Source organism: Vibrio sp. 1249-1 (genome assembly GCF_033340495.1).
In genome coordinates this window covers 103,177-118,998 of sequence record NZ_JAWOWJ010000003.1, presented here as the reverse complement: position 1 = coordinate 118,998, position 15,822 = coordinate 103,177, and the positions used below count along the sequence as shown (strand labels likewise).

General features: G+C 44.6%; 11 protein-coding genes. 5 read left to right on the top strand and 6 right to left on the bottom strand.

Annotated elements, in window-relative coordinates:
* Positions 1-146: 146 nt before the first annotated feature.
* From murQ to R7Z50_RS07310, 3 genes are all read left to right on the top strand, one after another.
* A complete protein-coding gene (gene murQ, locus R7Z50_RS07320) occupies positions 147-1,049 on the top strand; it encodes an N-acetylmuramic acid 6-phosphate etherase (RefSeq protein ID WP_206970555.1) in 903 nt (300 codons plus the stop codon).
* 28 nt (positions 1,050-1,077) lie between these two features.
* Positions 1,078-2,532: a PTS N-acetylmuramic acid transporter subunit IIBC gene (gene murP / locus R7Z50_RS07315; protein WP_140356814.1), complete on the top strand. Its 1,455-nt coding sequence runs from the start codon at positions 1,078-1,080 to the stop codon at positions 2,530-2,532.
* Between the two features lie 148 nt (positions 2,533-2,680).
* Positions 2,681-3,736, top strand: coding sequence for a porin (locus R7Z50_RS07310; RefSeq protein ID WP_054576525.1), 1,056 nt, complete (start codon positions 2,681-2,683; stop codon positions 3,734-3,736).
* An 89-nt stretch (positions 3,737-3,825) separates the two neighbouring features.
* Here R7Z50_RS07310 and R7Z50_RS07305 read toward each other — a convergent pair whose 3' ends face one another.
* Together R7Z50_RS07305 and R7Z50_RS07300 are read right to left on the bottom strand one after the other, a co-directional pair.
* Complete coding sequence (locus R7Z50_RS07305) at positions 3,826-4,491, bottom strand: peptidase E (protein WP_054575283.1); 666 nt, start codon at positions 4,489-4,491, stop codon at positions 3,826-3,828.
* A 37-nt stretch (positions 4,492-4,528) separates the two neighbouring features.
* The gene (locus tag R7Z50_RS07300; protein WP_318148982.1) at positions 4,529-5,440 is read right to left on the bottom strand and encodes a LysR family transcriptional regulator; all 912 of its coding nucleotides are present in this window, start codon (positions 5,438-5,440) and stop codon (positions 4,529-4,531) included.
* A gap of 88 nt (positions 5,441-5,528) precedes the next feature.
* Between R7Z50_RS07300 and catC the strand changes: the two genes are divergently transcribed.
* Positions 5,529-6,188, top strand: a complete 660-nt coding sequence (gene catC, locus R7Z50_RS07295) for a type C chloramphenicol O-acetyltransferase (RefSeq protein WP_025768711.1) — start codon at positions 5,529-5,531, stop codon at positions 6,186-6,188.
* 55 nt (positions 6,189-6,243) lie between these two features.
* Here the strand turns inward: catC and R7Z50_RS07290 are convergent, their stop codons facing one another.
* The 4 genes from R7Z50_RS07290 to R7Z50_RS07275 form a co-directional block, all read right to left on the bottom strand.
* Positions 6,244-7,923: a FapA family protein gene (locus tag R7Z50_RS07290; protein ID WP_318148981.1), complete on the bottom strand. Its 1,680-nt coding sequence runs from the start codon at positions 7,921-7,923 to the stop codon at positions 6,244-6,246.
* 251 nt (positions 7,924-8,174) lie between these two features.
* Entirely contained in the window at positions 8,175-10,202 is a 2,028-nt protein-coding gene (locus R7Z50_RS07285; RefSeq protein WP_225477231.1) for a tRNA(Met) cytidine acetyltransferase TmcA, read from the bottom strand.
* Positions 10,203-10,307: 105 nt separating this feature from the next.
* The gene (locus R7Z50_RS07280) at positions 10,308-11,282 is read right to left on the bottom strand and encodes a ParB/RepB/Spo0J family partition protein (protein ID WP_005374504.1); all 975 of its coding nucleotides are present in this window, start codon (positions 11,280-11,282) and stop codon (positions 10,308-10,310) included.
* A 7-nt stretch (positions 11,283-11,289) separates the two neighbouring features.
* Complete coding sequence (locus tag R7Z50_RS07275; RefSeq protein ID WP_005374503.1) at positions 11,290-12,507, bottom strand: AAA family ATPase; 1,218 nt, start codon at positions 12,505-12,507, stop codon at positions 11,290-11,292.
* Positions 12,508-13,745: 1,238 nt separating this feature from the next.
* On the opposite strand from R7Z50_RS07275, the gene R7Z50_RS07270 reads away from it, so the two are divergent.
* Positions 13,746-15,716 (top strand): replication initiator protein RctB domain-containing protein, encoded by a 1,971-nt coding sequence (locus R7Z50_RS07270; protein WP_017635223.1) that lies wholly within the window; start codon positions 13,746-13,748, stop codon positions 15,714-15,716.
* Positions 15,717-15,822 lie beyond the last annotated feature (106 nt).

Sequence of the window (15,822 nt, the reverse complement as noted above, 5' to 3'; positions counted from 1 at the left end):
CCGGATGTAATGGACGTATATTTTCTCTCATTATTCCAAACTTCTCCTGCACAAAGAATAACCTCAAGTGTGATTTTTATCACCAAAACAGAATATTTTATTCCATAGAATCGCCCTCAGATTGAACATTACGAAGAGTGTAAAACATGAAAATTGATTTAAGCCGATTGGTGACAGAAAGCCGTAATCCAGCCAGTGCAGAGATTGATACGCTTTCGACCATCGAGATGCTGCAAGTCATTAATGAAGAGGATCAAAAAGTCGCGCTCGCGGTCAAAGCAGTGCTACCACAAATTGCAAAGGCGGTTGATGCAATTACTGCAGCGTTCGCCAATGGTGGCCGTTTGGTTTACATGGGAGCTGGCACATCAGGCCGCTTAGGAATTCTTGATGCGAGCGAGTGTCCTCCTACCTACGGCACGCATCCAGACATGGTGATTGGCTTAATTGCTGGTGGACACCAAGCGATTTTGAAAGCGGTAGAAAACGCAGAAGACGACGTGAAAATGGGTCAAGACGACTTAAAAGCGCTTCACCTCACCAAGCATGACGTGGTTGTAGGCATAGCTGCAAGTGGCCGCACGCCTTATGTGCTAGGTGGTTTGGAGTACGCTAAATCCATCGGATCTACGAGCGCATCTATCGCCTGTAATCCAGAATGTGCCATGGCAAAAGCGGCCGACATCGCGATTCTGCCGATTGTTGGCGCAGAGGTTGTCACTGGCTCTTCTCGCATGAAAGCCGGCACCGCACAAAAACTGGTGTTAAACATGCTCACGACAGGTGCAATGATTCGTAGCGGTAAGGTATTTGACAACTTAATGGTGGATGTAGAGGCCACCAACGCCAAGCTCATCCAACGCCAAACCAACATTGTTGTAGAAGCAACTGGCGCATCAAAAGAAGAAGCAGAGCGAGCATTAAATGCCTGCGATCGACACTGCAAAACTGCCATCTTAATGATTTTGGCCGATTTGGATGCCGAACAAGCCAAATCACGCCTCGCCGCGCACAACGGTTTTATTCGCGCAGCACTAAATAATAACTAAATAATCCGAGTTCTGAAGGATAGACCCTATGGCAAAAATAACTTCAAACACAGTATCGCAGTTGCTGTCCGCAGTGGGTGGCAGCGGCAACGTAAGCAAATGTGGTAACTGTATGACGCGTTTGCGTTTATCGCTCGCCAACAATGGTTTGGCTGATCAGTCAGTTATCAAGCAAATTCCCGGCGTAATGGGTGTGGTGGAAAGCGATGAGCAGTTTCAGATCATTCTCGGTCCCGGAAAAGCTCAACAAGCGGCTGAGATGATGAATCAATTGATCGACAGCTTAACTTCTAGTGACAGTGAAGAACCAGATATGCCGCAACAAGATCTTTCTGCCGTCGCGGCCGAGCAGAAAAAACAGATGAAGAGCAAACAAACCAGTGCGGTTCAGCGTTTTTTAAGCAAGTTTGCCACCATCTTTACGCCGTTGATCCCTGGCTTTATTGCAGCTGGTTTGTTGCTAGGTTTTGCGACGTTATTGGAACAGATGTTTGTTCTCGACCAGACACCAAGCCAGTTTATGTTGGATTTGATCGCCTACATGAAAGTCTTTGGTAAGGGTCTGTTTGCTTTCCTAAGTATTCTGATTGGTTACAACGCGCAGCAAGCGTTTGGCGGCTCTGGTGTTAATGGTGCCATTCTCGCCTCTTTGTTTGTGCTGGGTTACAACCCAGAGGCGACATCCGGTATTTACTCTGGCATGAACGAGTTTTTCGGCTTTGCGATTGATCCGCGCGGCAACATTATCGGCGTACTTTTGGCGGCGATCATCGGTGCGCAAGTCGAGCGTAAGGTTCGTCAATACATGCCAGATGATCTGGACATGATCTTAACGTCCGTTATCACTCTGTTGATCATGGGTGCGGTAACCTTCTTGATCATCATGCCAATCGGCGGCGAGTTGTTTAAAGGGATGTCTTGGTTGTTCCTCAACTTGAACGATAACCCATTAGGCGCTGCAATCTTGGCAGGTTTGTTCTTAATTTCTGTGGTATTTGGCATCCACCAGGGTTTTGTTCCCGTGTACTTCGCATTGATGGAAACACAGGGCTTTAACTCGCTATTCCCTATCCTGGCGATGGCTGGTGGCGGTCAGGTTGGCGCGTCAATGGCGCTGTATTTCAAAGCCAAAAAAGACGCTCTACTGCGCACTCAAGTTAAAGGCGCTATTATTCCGGGTCTTCTAGGCATTGGCGAACCATTGATTTACGGCGTGACATTACCACGCGTAAAACCATTCGTTACCGCTTGTATTGGTGGTGCTGCGGGCGGCTTCTTTATCGGTTTAGTTTCTTACCTTGGCTTACCAGTTGGTCTTAATACGGTGTTTGGCCCGTCCGGTATCGTGGCGATTCCTCTCATGACATCTGAAAATGGCATCTTCCCGGGCATGATGGTGTTTGTTGCCGGCCTGCTTATCTCTTACATCGTCGGCTTCCTCGCGACTTACTTCTTTGGCTGCAAAGACGTCGATTTAAGCTAAATCATTCTTCCCCTATAGGAATGGACTAGCTCGCGCCCTTGGCAAACAAGGGCGCACCCTCTCTCTACTTCACGACAATTTTTCTTATTCCGTTACTCGGAAGGGGCTTTGTCGTACCTAAAACAATAGAAATGAAAGGTCGTTAATCATGAAAAAGCACATTTTGACTCTACTTCTCCCTACATTGATGGCATCAAACGCAATGGCAGCGCAGCTGTATCAAGCGGAAGATGGGTCAGTTTTAAATATTTACTCTCGTCTTGGTTTCAATGTCACCAGTAAAAATGACGAGCACGGCGATGCAAATGGCGAGTTTGATGGCCGTATTGGTTTAAACGGTTCACAAACCATCAACGAGTACGCGTCGATCATCGGCCAAGCGCAATACCAAGTGGGTGCAGCTGAATACGCAAACCAAGTAAACGACAAACCGTCTCTGACCGCACGTTATGTATGGGCGGGGATTGATGCGAAAGATTATGGTCGTATTACTGGTGGTCGCGTGGCATCTGGATTGATTATGTTTACCGACATTGGTGATGTGTTCGCCTCTTCCGATGTTTCTATGGCGCGCCAAGCGAATAAAGTCGACAAAACCGCGACACAAGTTTTCCGTCAAGATGGCACGCTGCAATACCAAAACAACCTAGGTAATTTCGATTTTTCTGTCGCGTACATTTTAGGAAACAACACTTCTGAGCTCGACTACGGTTACAACACTGCACTGCGTTATACGCTAGACATGGGAAATTTGGGTACCTTGGCACCAGTGGTGGCGATGCAGAAGAATAAAGGTGATGCACGTGAAAGCAACGACACCGATTACACATTCTGGGGCGCAGGTACGCGTTACTACCTAGGTGATTTGATGTTGGGTGCGTTGTACTCGGAAGATGAACTAGAGGGCTATTACTCACAAACCAGTACCGACAAAGTGATGGAACTAACGGCGGTTTACAGTGTAAATGACAAATGGGTACTGCGTGCTGGTTATCGTTCTTTAGAAAACAGTGATGGTGACGAGCTAGAGCTGAAAGATACAACGCTAGAAGTGCAATACAAACTGACGCCTCGTTCTTCTATCTACACAAACTACGTTGATCGTAACGGCTCGCGTGGCTACAGCAATGGACAAGAAGTCTCGTTTGGCGGTGCACACGCAGACGAAAGCTACTACCACTTAGGTCTGCGTTACGAGCTGTAAGCACGATACTTAATGTAAGTTAGCTGAATCCATGAGCTTCTTCTATGTCCGGTCAGTAGTTATTGCCTTTAATGCTGATTTGAAGAAGCTCATCCTCGCAATATGTTTTCTTCGTTACCTGTTTTAACCAACACACCGGCATCAGGAAAGCTGGTGACAGTAGCTAACAATTTTCCATCGACAAAGTGCAATGCCGCATAATCGTGAATGCCATAACAAGTGATGCTCGGTTGAGAACGAGCAAAGGCTTGGAAAACCTCGAACTTCTCACCTACATGAGAAAAATGCGCCGCAGCCAAACCGTCAATAAATCCAAGACAACGCATAACTTGGTATGCTTCGGGATCACTGTCTGTCACCGCAAACTCAAACCAACAAATTGCACCTGCGCTCATGCCACAAATGATGATGCCTTGTTCATAACACTGCTTGAGTATTCTATCGATACCCCATTCGCGCCAAATGGCCAACATCGAACGCGTATTACCGCCACCGACGTAAATGATGTCTTGTTCAAATAGCGTTTCTTTCCAACCAGCTTCAAACTTAAACAGCGGAAAATGGGTCACGTTTTCACTAAGCTTCGCATCGTAAAAACGTTCAATCACTTCATCGGCGTCTCCCGTGGCTGTCGGTAGAAAACAAATGTTTGGATTCTCCTTACCAGACAAAGACAAAATGTATTGATCGAGTGGGCTCGGATTCTCTCCCATCATCCAGCCCCCACCGCCAATCGCAATACAGTGTTTTCGCATTCCTTTGCTTCCTCAATTGTTGCTAAGTTTGTTGTCGCTATTCGCCGACAGAATATATGTTCCTAAAGTGATCAATGAACGCTCGCGTTCTTCTTGGTAAGTGCTCACGTTTTGGGTAAAGCAGATAAAGCGGCAAAATCGCATCCGTTTGCCATTCTGGCAGCAAACTCACGAGTTTTTCTTTTTGTGCAGGGTCGAGTTTAGCCAGTGCAAATTCATCTAACATGGCTACACCACAGCCAGCCAAAGTAGCATCCAACATGGACTGGACAAGATTAAAACTCAGCGTACTTTCTAACTCAATGCTGCACTGCTGTTGAGTTTTCTTATGCGTAAACGTCCACTTATCTAACACCAAGTCGCGACTTTTATAAAGGATGTGCTCTAAGTCACCAAGCTCCTCTGGCGTACTTACATTTGGTTTATCAGCTAAATACGAGCGATGAGCGATCGGTTTACAGTGTAAAGTGCGTAGCTGATGGCCGACGTATCCCTCTGGAGGAGTATCGGTAAAGTAGAATGCGATATCAAACCCAGCCTCAATCAAGTCGAGAGGTGTCTCTGTGAAGATCACTTCGACGCTCACTTGTGGATGTTGCAATCGAAACTCGATCAATGTTTGGCTGAGTAACGCGGCTCCGAAAGAAGCAGACGCCGCTATTCTCAATTTTCCCGATACGATCTCGTTTGCCATGACTTGCTCATTGATCTGCTCAGCGCCTTCGAGCAGTTGCTTTACCTGCTGATAAAACCGCAAACCATCGTAGGTCAAATTAAACTGGCGCGTAGTTCGCTGAATAAGCTGCACCGACAATATGTCTTCAAGCTGTTTAAGTTGCCGACTTACATGCGCATTCGAACAATTCAGGCGCTTTGCTGCGCCAGCAATACTTCGCTCCTCGCACAAAGCGACGTAAAGTGGTACGTAGCTGAGCCATTTTATTTCCATACAGTAATTCTGAATCTCTAAAATCAAACTACTGGAAATAATAGAAAGCCTCTAAACTCTGTACAACCTAAATTTGAAAGGATGAGTTATGAGTGTTTTCGACACGTGGTTAAAAGGTCAAGTCATTAAAGATCACATCACTAATACCAATATCATCGTTGGCGATTACAGCTATTACTCGGGCTTCTATCATCAAAAAAGCTTCGAAGAGCAAGCGGTACGCTACTTGTTGGGTGACCCCGTCACACTTCAAGAATGGCAAAGTAGAGAACCCGATAGCATCGACAAATTAATCATTGGCAAGTTTTGTTCCATCGCTTCTGGAGCCACCTTCATGATGGCAGGAAACCAAGGTCATCGCATTGACTGGATTTCGACCTTCCCCTTCTCTCCTGAAGAATTTGGAGAAGGCGTACAAGACGGTTTCGAGCGTGCCGGAGACACAGTGGTGGGAAATGATGTTTGGATTGGCAGTGAGGCGATGATCATGCCCGGAGTAAACATCGGCGATGGAGCCGTCGTCGGAGCACGCGCCGTAGTGACGAAAGACGTGCAACCTTATTCTGTGGTGGTTGGAAACAACCAAGTCGTACGTCAACGATTCAGCGATAAAGAGATTGAAACTCTACTCAATATCCAATGGTGGAACTGGCCAATAGAACACATTAAACAAGCAATGAAAGTAATGTGTAGCAGCCAAGTGGGTGCGCTTGCGGACTACTATCAAGAGCACATTGTCGATTTGTAGATAAAAAAAGCCCACACATCTTGTTGCGACGTGTGGGCTCAGTGAGTAAGAAAGCTTAAACCGCAGCGACGTCCTCTTCTTCCAAGTTCGCCGAGACTTTAATTTCGTATTGATTGAAACGGAACGAACAACCGCCATGAGTGCGCTTTGTCGTTACTTGTTCGTCGCCAAACTGCACCGTCACGCGAGTGAATACACGCTCTTTGGCTTCGACAATATTTTCTTCTAACGCGACTTCAAAGTCATGTTCCGTTTGTTCTAGCTTTTGCTTTATCGCTTCAAGCTGCTCGTTGTTTTGTGTTTTCATCACGTCAATCTGAGCTTGTTCTTCGTCGGTACGTTCGGCTTTAGGACGTTTCTTAAATTCGAGCTCTTTACGAATCACATCCATCGTGCCTTCTTGAGCGCGTTTGTATTGTTCTTTAAGCTCAGCTAATCGCTCCTTAAATGCAGAATAGCGTGCGAACGCTTCTACCTTAGTGGCGGTGTCGCCTTCTACGCCCAATTGTAAGCACACCACTTTGCCACCGACTTTTGCATCTCCGCCGCTGAGCGTGCCGTTCCTACTGTTCGCGTCTAGCACCGTCAGATTGCGCCCACAAACAATATCGTTATTCATGCTGTGCACCGCCAACTCAATATCTTCGCCGGCTTGCAAATCACAATATTGGGCGTAGCTGGCACGAATCGAACCTTTGGCTTTGACGTGACAACTCTTTGGCTGGCCATCACTCACGGTGTGGCCAATGATCCCTTTACCAACTTGGATGTCGTCTTGCGCTTGTACGTCAGCCGATTCAATGAAGCCGCCTACAGTAATAGAACCCGTCGCTTTAACAATCATGCCAGATTCAATGTTGCCACCGATAATCACATTCCCTTTGAATTTCACGTGACCTGTATTCACGCCAACGCTATTGAGACAGAGTGCGTTATCAACTTCAATGGTTTTGTCTTTAATCAGAGGCGTACCGGATACCGATGCAATCAATAGGTTTGGGTCTTGCTTGCTTATCTCGGTGCCCTTGCCTGGCTTCATTGGGCTGTCTTTTCCGGCTTGTGGAGGAATCACTCGCCCTTGAACAGTAAAACCAGGCGTACCTTTGGTCGCAGGCGTGCGGCGCATCACCTCATCGCCTACGTCAACCGCGATAGTTTCACCGAGGTTACGTAAATCAATTTTGTCGCTAGCAGATTGGCCGTCTTTGGGTTTGAGGATGCGTTTGGTGATGTCTTTAACAAGAGGAGTAAAAAGAGCGTCTTTGCCTTTGATAGGTTGCTTACCAACCGCTACAGGTTGAGAAAAAGTTTCGCCTGGTTTGAGCTGAGTGCTGACAACCAACACTTTCTTCAAAGCCAGTTTGTTGATGCCTTTCGAAACTCGCGCTTGAGCAAGGGCTTGAACAATCTCGGGGCCACGTAAACCTCGGCCTCCGTACGCGCCGACAACGTTCATACTGGCGAGCATGTCATTATTCGATAATTCAACCTCAACTTGCGCGTTGCGTTTTTCCGCAATGACGATGCCTTCGTAGGCCTCGGCTTTACGTTCTTTGGCGCAGTTAATGAATCTCACTACTTCCCCCTCAACAACAAACATCTTTTCAGCGTTCATTGCGACGAGCTGCTCGTTTAATTCATTTTGATTTAGCTCACCACCGAGGTCCACTTCTCCCGGAAGACGGGCTATCACCTTGGTCTTATCTTCAGATAACTCAAGACACAGCTTCCACATACCCTTACCACTTTGCTTCCCATCAACACTTTCAGTCTACCCAAATCCGTTTTCTGAACAAACCTCGCATTTCTTATTATAGGGCTCACGTCACTAAAGAAAGTAATCCATCAATAACGGTTAAACAGGATATTAAGAGAAAACTCGATTTAGCCTAAAGCTCAATCAAAATACACGCTGAAACAAAAAGGAGCTGGATTTACAGTGTAAAATCAGCTCCCAGTAATTTCATTTACAGTGTAAATTTCCCTTTATTGTTTACAGTGTAAATCGCTCCAAATGTGTCTTACTTCGTCCCTTAACTGCTGCTCAACTTGCCTTCTTCCAGGTAAACCAAATTGCTGAGCACATTCAGTCCAACTACGGTTAAGAAAAAGCTTACTGATCATCAAGTCGGAAGCGGAGTTCAAACCTAAGTTAAGTAACCACTGCTGAAGCCACACAGACACAGACTCATAACTGTTACCACCATCAGCATAACATTCAATTAGTAATAACTTAGCGGGATGAAGTGGACTCATTCCCAAAGGTTGCGGCAATAGAGCTCGAAAAATAGGGGCTTCTAATTTTGGATAGACGTCAGCCACATTGTTAGACAACATTTCTTCAAATAGCGCCTGAGATTGGTCGACCCAAGCCGTCTGTTGGGAATCACAAGGTTTGACCATCAAGACTGAATAACAACCGCTAGCAGCATCGCGCATTGACCCTAAGCGAATTGTACGGAAGTTCGATTGTCGCCAGAAATAGAGCAACTCTTCCGTCGCACCAAAACTCGTGGATAAGTAGGCAATGTGTTTAGCAGCCATTTGCTCAAGTTGCTGCAGAATTTTTTGACCAATGCCTTTGCCTTGCAATGCTGGATGAACCGCAATTCTCATGACTCGCAGCGTCGATAGATTCGCGACATTCGGGAATCCTAGGTGGTTTGCAATCGTAATTGGGGCTAAGTGTCCTTTAGGACGACGCTTACCAAGCTGGATTTCTTCAATCAATTCATCGTCAAGGCCCCCCTCTTCGACCGCTAATATCACCCCCACAACCGCATTATCTTGCTTAGCAAAATAGAGCTGACTGTTGTCGTCTTGCAAAAGGTGAATCAAATCATTCGGCGAGGTCTGATAATGAGCATTCACCAAAAGAGCGAAGCACTCACGCAGCAAACTAGGCTGCGATATCAAATTGTTCTTATCGGCTTTAGAAAGGGAAATTGAGTCGACCTGTTTAAGTTGATGGTGCGTTAACTCCGCATCCAACAAAAACGCGTCATAGAGCCATGATTCAAGCGCATCATTCATGCTCCAGCGGATGGGCTGTGTCATGTGCCATGTTTTCATTCCCGAACGCTGTTTCTGAAGCCAATCAACAAATTTAATCGTAAAGCCCCGGCCACAACCTTCATAACCATGAACAGTCGTAGAAAAAACGAGTCGACGATAATGTTCGGTAATGCTTTTGAGCATAGGAACTGGAATTGCAGCCGCTTCATCGACAAGTAACAAATCACATTCAGGTCTGCTCGATAGAAGTTCGTCAGGAGCAATAAATTGAATGGCTCCCTGCCCTGATTCTAATCTGTCCTTCCTAATACGCTGCGCATTAGGAAGTAGCCGCAAAGCATGTTGGTAAACAGGCTCAACGGCTTTTATAGATGGTGCCGTAATTAAGATTCTAAGTGGCTTCTGCTGTAATAAGCTCGCACACGCAATGCCGAGGGCACTTGTTTTTCCGCGCCCACGATCAGCGGTCAAAACTAACGGTCGCTTTCGATGTCCAGTTACCACCTTTTCAATTAGAGAAATGGCATGTTCTTGTTCCGTGTAGTGGCTTTCTTTTTCTGCCTGCTTGATGTCTGGAGCCATTGGCAATGGTTTGTCTTGCTCAATAACAACGAGCTTCTCCCATTGTTTATGCATCCATTGCTGAGCAAAATTCGCATTTTGTCGCAGCTCAGTAATGACAATAAGAAAACCGCCGCCAACCAATGAGCCAAGCGTGGCGGTAAAACTATTTGCGTCAAAGCCATTTCGAGCATCAAACAATAGAACGTCACACTCTCTGCCTAGCAACATGTGCCCTTGTTTAGACGAAACGCTGGATACGTTTTTCAAACCAAAATCACCAACAGAAAACCAACGTTGATGGCGCTGCGTTTTATGGAACTCTGACATCAACGCATTTTGCCAAGAAGCCTCGCCTTGAATGACAACACCAATCCTTTGGAAAGATTGGTGAGCTTGATGTTGAAGTGATGAAAGGAAATCAGATTGTGTCTGCATTTTGTCTATCCAACGTTGAACTGACGTAATGGTATCACATCTTTAATTTGACGCTTCTCAGATATAAAAAAACCGCCCGGAGGCGGTTGATTCAATCATCATTTGTTATTGCAGTTTGGTTTGTACAAACGCAAGAATCTCTTCCATTAAGCTGTCGTCAACTTTCTTCAAGTTCAACGCCAGGCTGCTACCTTTTCGGCTATAGCTTGCTCGACCTTTTACTAAGTCGACTTTTTCCGTCTTCTTGCCAGGTTTTGCTGGTGCAAGTTCAGTAATCCAATTTTCGATGCTTTCCGTGACTTCTTTTGTCAGACGAGCAACGCCTTGAGCTGTGCTTCGCTGCCATAAAAACCCTTCGCTAGAGCGACATTTATCTAACAGCTCTTGCTGCTGCTCTGGTGTCAGCGTTGAAAACTGTTTGTGCAGTTTCACGATAGTTGGACGACCGAGATCGCCAACATTCGGATACGCTTGAAGCAGTTCTAACGGTAATGCTGCGGCTTTTAAAGCGCCACTTACCAACGCTTCACTGCACTGGAACATTTTTGCCAATGCTTTCTGATCCTCAGCTTCACCACTATCAAGCTTAGCCTGCATCTCTTTCCCTTTTTCATATAAAGAGAGCGGCTTGTGAGCATTTGCCACATCAGACAAAAACTTAGCATGGTCAGTATTAATGTTGTCAGCAACATAAACCAAAAAGTCTTGTTCGGCGAGGATACAAGACATGCGACGACGGCTACCATCTAAAACTTCAATCTTGCCATCTTCAGTTCTACGACCCACTGCTGGATATTGTTGGCCACGCTCTTTGAGTGTGACTAAAACATCAGATAAAGCATGTTCGTTTAAGAACGATTGCTCACGAGCGTTATCAACAAATACTGTTGTTTCTGTCGCAACTTTATTTGCAGGAATACGCACAAGTTCAAACTGAACAATATTTTCACCTGCAACTGCTAGTTCAATCGTTTGAGCTTTCTCTTTTGCCGCAGTTTGCGCCTCTTGCGGAGTCACAACACGACGCTTATTCGTTTTGCCAAATAATTTCGCGTTTAATTCAGACGTTTTCAAAGCCATTTACTTATTACCCCTGATTCAATGACGGCCAATTAGAGTGCAGCACACGCTCTAATTCCAGTGCGCTTTTATGAACAGCGTCTTGCGCGGTGGCTAGTGTCTTCTTACCGCCTTCAAAATCGCTTACTGTCAGATCAAATACTGTGCTGTAGGTATCGGCACAGGTTTCAAACGCACGGCTACGAGGAATAGTAGCCATCATAACTTGGTCACCTAGAAGATAGTTCATTTCAGTTAAAACAGAAACTTGCTTCTTATTGTCGTCCTCAAACATGGTTGGCATCAAGCGAACAAACTCAAGACCATTCCAGTCCTCCGGGAACATTTCATATACCGTAGGCAAATGCTGGAAGAAGTTTACTGTTGAAGCCCAGTCCAGACGCTTAGCCGCACAAGGAATTAGCAAGGCATTTGATGCATACATCGCATTCCATACTAATGGGTCAACGTGTGGACCGGTATCAATCATAATGATATCGAAGTCATCAGCAATTTTATCAATCAGTTGCTCTTTCAGCAGACGGACGATATCGAGTGATGGGTCTTCAGATAGCGTTTGCCATGCTTCCGCATTAAACATCGCGTCTTCTGGAAATGCTGAAATCGACTTTAAGTTCGGATATTGCGTTGGCAGCAATACGTTTTTACGTAAAAATTCACTGTCAATTTCCACACCATCAGGCACGTTACCCAACATAATGTCTACCGCAGAATAGATATTATCATGCTCTGCCATGCTGATTTGCGGGTTGAGGAATAAACGTAGCGAGCCTTGTGGGTCTAAGTCGATTAAACAAATACGGTATCGTTTATCCAAATTTAGCGCTAAACATGCCGCTAAATGAACCGCGGTCATTGATTTACCTGTACCGCCCTTTTGGTTCTGCACATTAATAATCCAAGGTTTGTTACCTGAATTCTTTTTACGCTCATGAAATTTAGGCACTTCAGCCGCATCCATGAGCATGTGTGCTTCTTCTAACGTAATTGAATAATGATTCGCGTTGTTTTTGGTAAATTGATGCCCAGCGGCTTCCATTTTACCAATCGCGTCGTCGAGCTTACGGCGAGTTAGACCAGAACGGGTTTCCATCATCGCTTTCGACATTGGTGGGAAGTAGTTATCGCTTCGCTCTTCTAAAACAATTTCAATACGGTCAGCTTGAACCTGCTGAGTCAGCTCCGCTAACTCAAGAAGGTTTTCAATCGTTTTTTCTCTTTTCATGCCAAATTCCGTTGGAAGGATTTATAATTTCAATTGTACAGCAGTAAAGACCAAAAACAACAAAAAGGTGCACGAACATTTTGAATAACCATCACATAAAAAAACACCCAAATCGACGCTTTTATGATTTATGGTCAAAAAGATAACTATTTTTAATCAAATAATCTTCTCATAAGTGGACACCTAAACTTAAAAATAAAAAGTGTTACAGCGTCACTCATTTACAATGTAAATCAATTTTCTACCGGAACGATTATAATCTTAAGCTAAATTACGGATTATGTTAGACCAACCTAATTTAAACGAAAAATAGTAAGTAATATCGGAACAATAAAGACCTGAACACCTTGATCATGTCTCCGAACAAAATAGGGTAGTTCCAGCGAAACATCTATGGAAGTATGATCAAGGTATACTTATGATCATGCTTCCGTGTTAATAAACAAATCCGAAAGCATGATCATGGCAAAATTGAGCAGAGTACGGTGTAAACACGCAAATAAAATAAGATCCATTAATCGGAAATATGATCAAGCCTTAGAATCTCTCGGAAGCATGAGTTTTCTTCTCTGATTTACGGTTGAGTGCAGACAGAATGGGGGATTGAGCAGAAATTGACGGTATAGAAGCCGGAACAATGAAATTGCGCAAGTTGCTATGATAAATCACACTCTCATGATCATGCTTCCTGTAAATAAGCAGAGACTAGGATTTACTTCTAAATATGAGCGACTTGAATGTATTTTAATCAGATGAGTGATATCTCATCAATATGGGCGCCAGAACGATAGATATATTGGCTCTTGATCATCGATCCGAGTATAAATAACATTACCAATGCACAATATAATCATCGTGAAGATCATTATTAAATACTGCATCTGTGGATAACCTGTAAAAACATCATGATCATCGTTTCAAGACTCTTTTGATCATCTTTTCATAACCTTAATGATCATGCTTACGAATAAATATGATCATGCTTTCAGGTTATTGTTGATCATACTTTCAGACTTCTTATGATCATAGTTCCGAAATACATGAAAATAATAGCCTTATAGAACAAAAACTTAGAGGAAAATTCCAAGCCAGATCATTAGATCATATAATCAATTAAGATCAGATTAATCAAAAAGATCAGTTATTTAAAAAACAATCTTTTTTCTTTATTTATGATCTGTTTTTCTTTATTCTTCGGAACCATAGCACAACTACGGCTAGTGTGATCTGGATCTAAAATGACGGCTGATGAAAAAATTCTGATTAAAGCACCGAGAAGCCACAAAGATGGCCATCTTTTTGAGGTACATGAATCCTCTGCGGATTGGGTAGAGCAGTACCAACATTTCAAAGGGGTGACTAAAAGCATCTTAGAGTTGCTTAATCTGATCTCATTACGAGGCTTCAGCAGCAAGGATGGTTTGGTTTCAACCACAGAGATTGTGGAAGCAACAGATGGGCAACTCACACGTGCAGCCCTGCAACAACGTTTGCGCGCGGCAGTAAATATTGGTTTATTTACTCAAACTCCAGTGCGTTTTGAAGAGGGACTTGCTGGTAAAACGATGCTACACAAATTTGTGAATCCCAATCAGCTTATATCTGTGTTGGGAGCAACAAGTCTTGTTACCGACAAAGTTCGCCAGAACGAGAAACAAAAACGTTCGAAAGCATTGGCTCAGACTCAAGTAAACAAACGTTTGTTGAATGAGCACGGGTTAAACACACCTCCCACGATGAAAGATGAAGCCGATCAATTTGTTGTATCTCCAACAAATTGGGCTGGGATAATTGACCAAGCACTTGCGCCACCAAGAACTCGAAAAAGTTATCAGAAATCCATGGTGTCGATCTCTGGCACAAAAGCCGTTATTGAGACGCGATCATCCAAAAATATCATGACTGTGGATGATCTCATGACCCTGTTCGCTCTCTTCACGTTAACAGTTCAGTACCATGATCATCACAAAGATCAGTATCAACTTGATGCGGCTCACGTACCAAACAAAACGCCGCTATACATCACTGATATTTTGTCGCTCAGAGGCAAAAAAGACAGTGGCCCAGCTCGTGATTCCATTCGCGATAGCATTGATCGCATTGAATTCACTGATTTTCAGCTCCATGAACTTACTGGACGTTGGCTAAGTGAAAACATGCCCGAAGGCTTTAAGAGTGACCGCTTCCGCTTCTTAGCCCGTACCATCACGGCTTCAGAAGAAGCGCCCGTTGAGGGCAGTGATGGCGAAATTCGTATTAAACCCAACTTATACATCTTGGTGTGGGAACCGTCGTTCTACGAAGAACTACTAACACGCGATTATTTCTTCTTGTTCCCACCAGAGATCTTGAAACAACATACTTTGGTGTTTCAACTGTACTCTTTCTTCCGTAGTCGCATGGTTCGTCGTCACACGGATTGCATGCTACTGAGTGAGTTAAACCAGAAACTTGCACGTAACATTGAATGGCGACGTTTCTCCATGGATCTGATCCGAGAACTAAAGCGGTTGTCTGATGGAAAAGGGAATGATGATCTATTCGTCGTTAATTTGTGGGGTTATCACCTGACGATCGAAACCATGATCGAAAATGACAAAGTGATGGACTACCAGATCGACATCAAATGTGATGTCGAAGAGGTCTTACGTTACTCGCGAGCGCGAACGACCAACGCAGGAAAGCGTAACATGGCGCCTACGCTGCCAAATCCACTTCGTAATGAGATGGTAACCCGACAACAGCTTGAGGAGCTCTCAGGCATCATAGACGGCGAATTTGAGCCCATTCAACGCAAAGCACCGTCTCCAAGAGGAAATTTAGGGCGACGCGTGAAGCAAAGAAAACATTTGGTAGAGATCAATGCTGATGAGATCACCATTACTCTATCTAAATATACCTCACCAGAGGCTCTAGAACGCAGTATAACGGCTTTGTCTGCGATGACAGGGCACTCCTATGCCTCAATCAAAGAAGAGTGCTCAGATTACATAGAGAAGCTCGATTGGCTAAGGGTAGGGGATGAGCCGATTCCTTATGAGACATTAAGTAAAACCGTCGAGCTGTTTAACACCCAGAACGATGTTAAGCATCTTACCATCGAGCGCTTGATTGCGGGGTTAGCGGTGCGTCGGAAAGTTTGTCGTCAAATCTTCGATGGTCACATGGATGAAATGGTATTTCGTGCCTTGGATGAAATGGCGATTTAAAAGTGTCGCTTGATGTGTATCAAGCTATAGGTGTGATGTATCGGTTTGAAATGTAACAATGTCTTTCGATGATAAAAAACAGACTTAACTCTTACAAACCACTGAC

What these genes read in the sequence shown, in the direction of transcription:
- R7Z50_RS07285 (WP_225477231.1), bottom strand. Translation starts at nt 10,202, where the DNA reads ATGCAGACACAATCTGATTTCCTTTCATCACTTCAACATCAAGCTCAC.
- R7Z50_RS07305 (WP_054575283.1), bottom strand. Translation starts at nt 4,491, where the DNA reads ATGCGAAAACACTGTATTGCGATTGGCGGTGGGGGCTGGATGATGGGA.
- R7Z50_RS07310 (WP_054576525.1), top strand. Translation starts at nt 2,681, where the DNA reads ATGAAAAAGCACATTTTGACTCTACTTCTCCCTACATTGATGGCATCA.
- R7Z50_RS07300 (WP_318148982.1), bottom strand. Translation starts at nt 5,440, where the DNA reads ATGGAAATAAAATGGCTCAGCTACGTACCACTTTACGTCGCTTTGTGC.
- murQ (WP_206970555.1), top strand. Translation starts at nt 147, where the DNA reads ATGAAAATTGATTTAAGCCGATTGGTGACAGAAAGCCGTAATCCAGCC.
- catC (WP_025768711.1), top strand. Translation starts at nt 5,529, where the DNA reads ATGAGTGTTTTCGACACGTGGTTAAAAGGTCAAGTCATTAAAGATCAC.
- R7Z50_RS07275 (WP_005374503.1), bottom strand. Translation starts at nt 12,507, where the DNA reads ATGAAAAGAGAAAAAACGATTGAAAACCTTCTTGAGTTAGCGGAGCTG.
- R7Z50_RS07270 (WP_017635223.1), top strand. Translation starts at nt 13,746, where the DNA reads ATGACGGCTGATGAAAAAATTCTGATTAAAGCACCGAGAAGCCACAAA.
- R7Z50_RS07280 (WP_005374504.1), bottom strand. Translation starts at nt 11,282, where the DNA reads ATGGCTTTGAAAACGTCTGAATTAAACGCGAAATTATTTGGCAAAACG.
- R7Z50_RS07290 (WP_318148981.1), bottom strand. Translation starts at nt 7,923, where the DNA reads ATGTGGAAGCTGTGTCTTGAGTTATCTGAAGATAAGACCAAGGTGATA.
- murP (WP_140356814.1), top strand. Translation starts at nt 1,078, where the DNA reads ATGGCAAAAATAACTTCAAACACAGTATCGCAGTTGCTGTCCGCAGTG.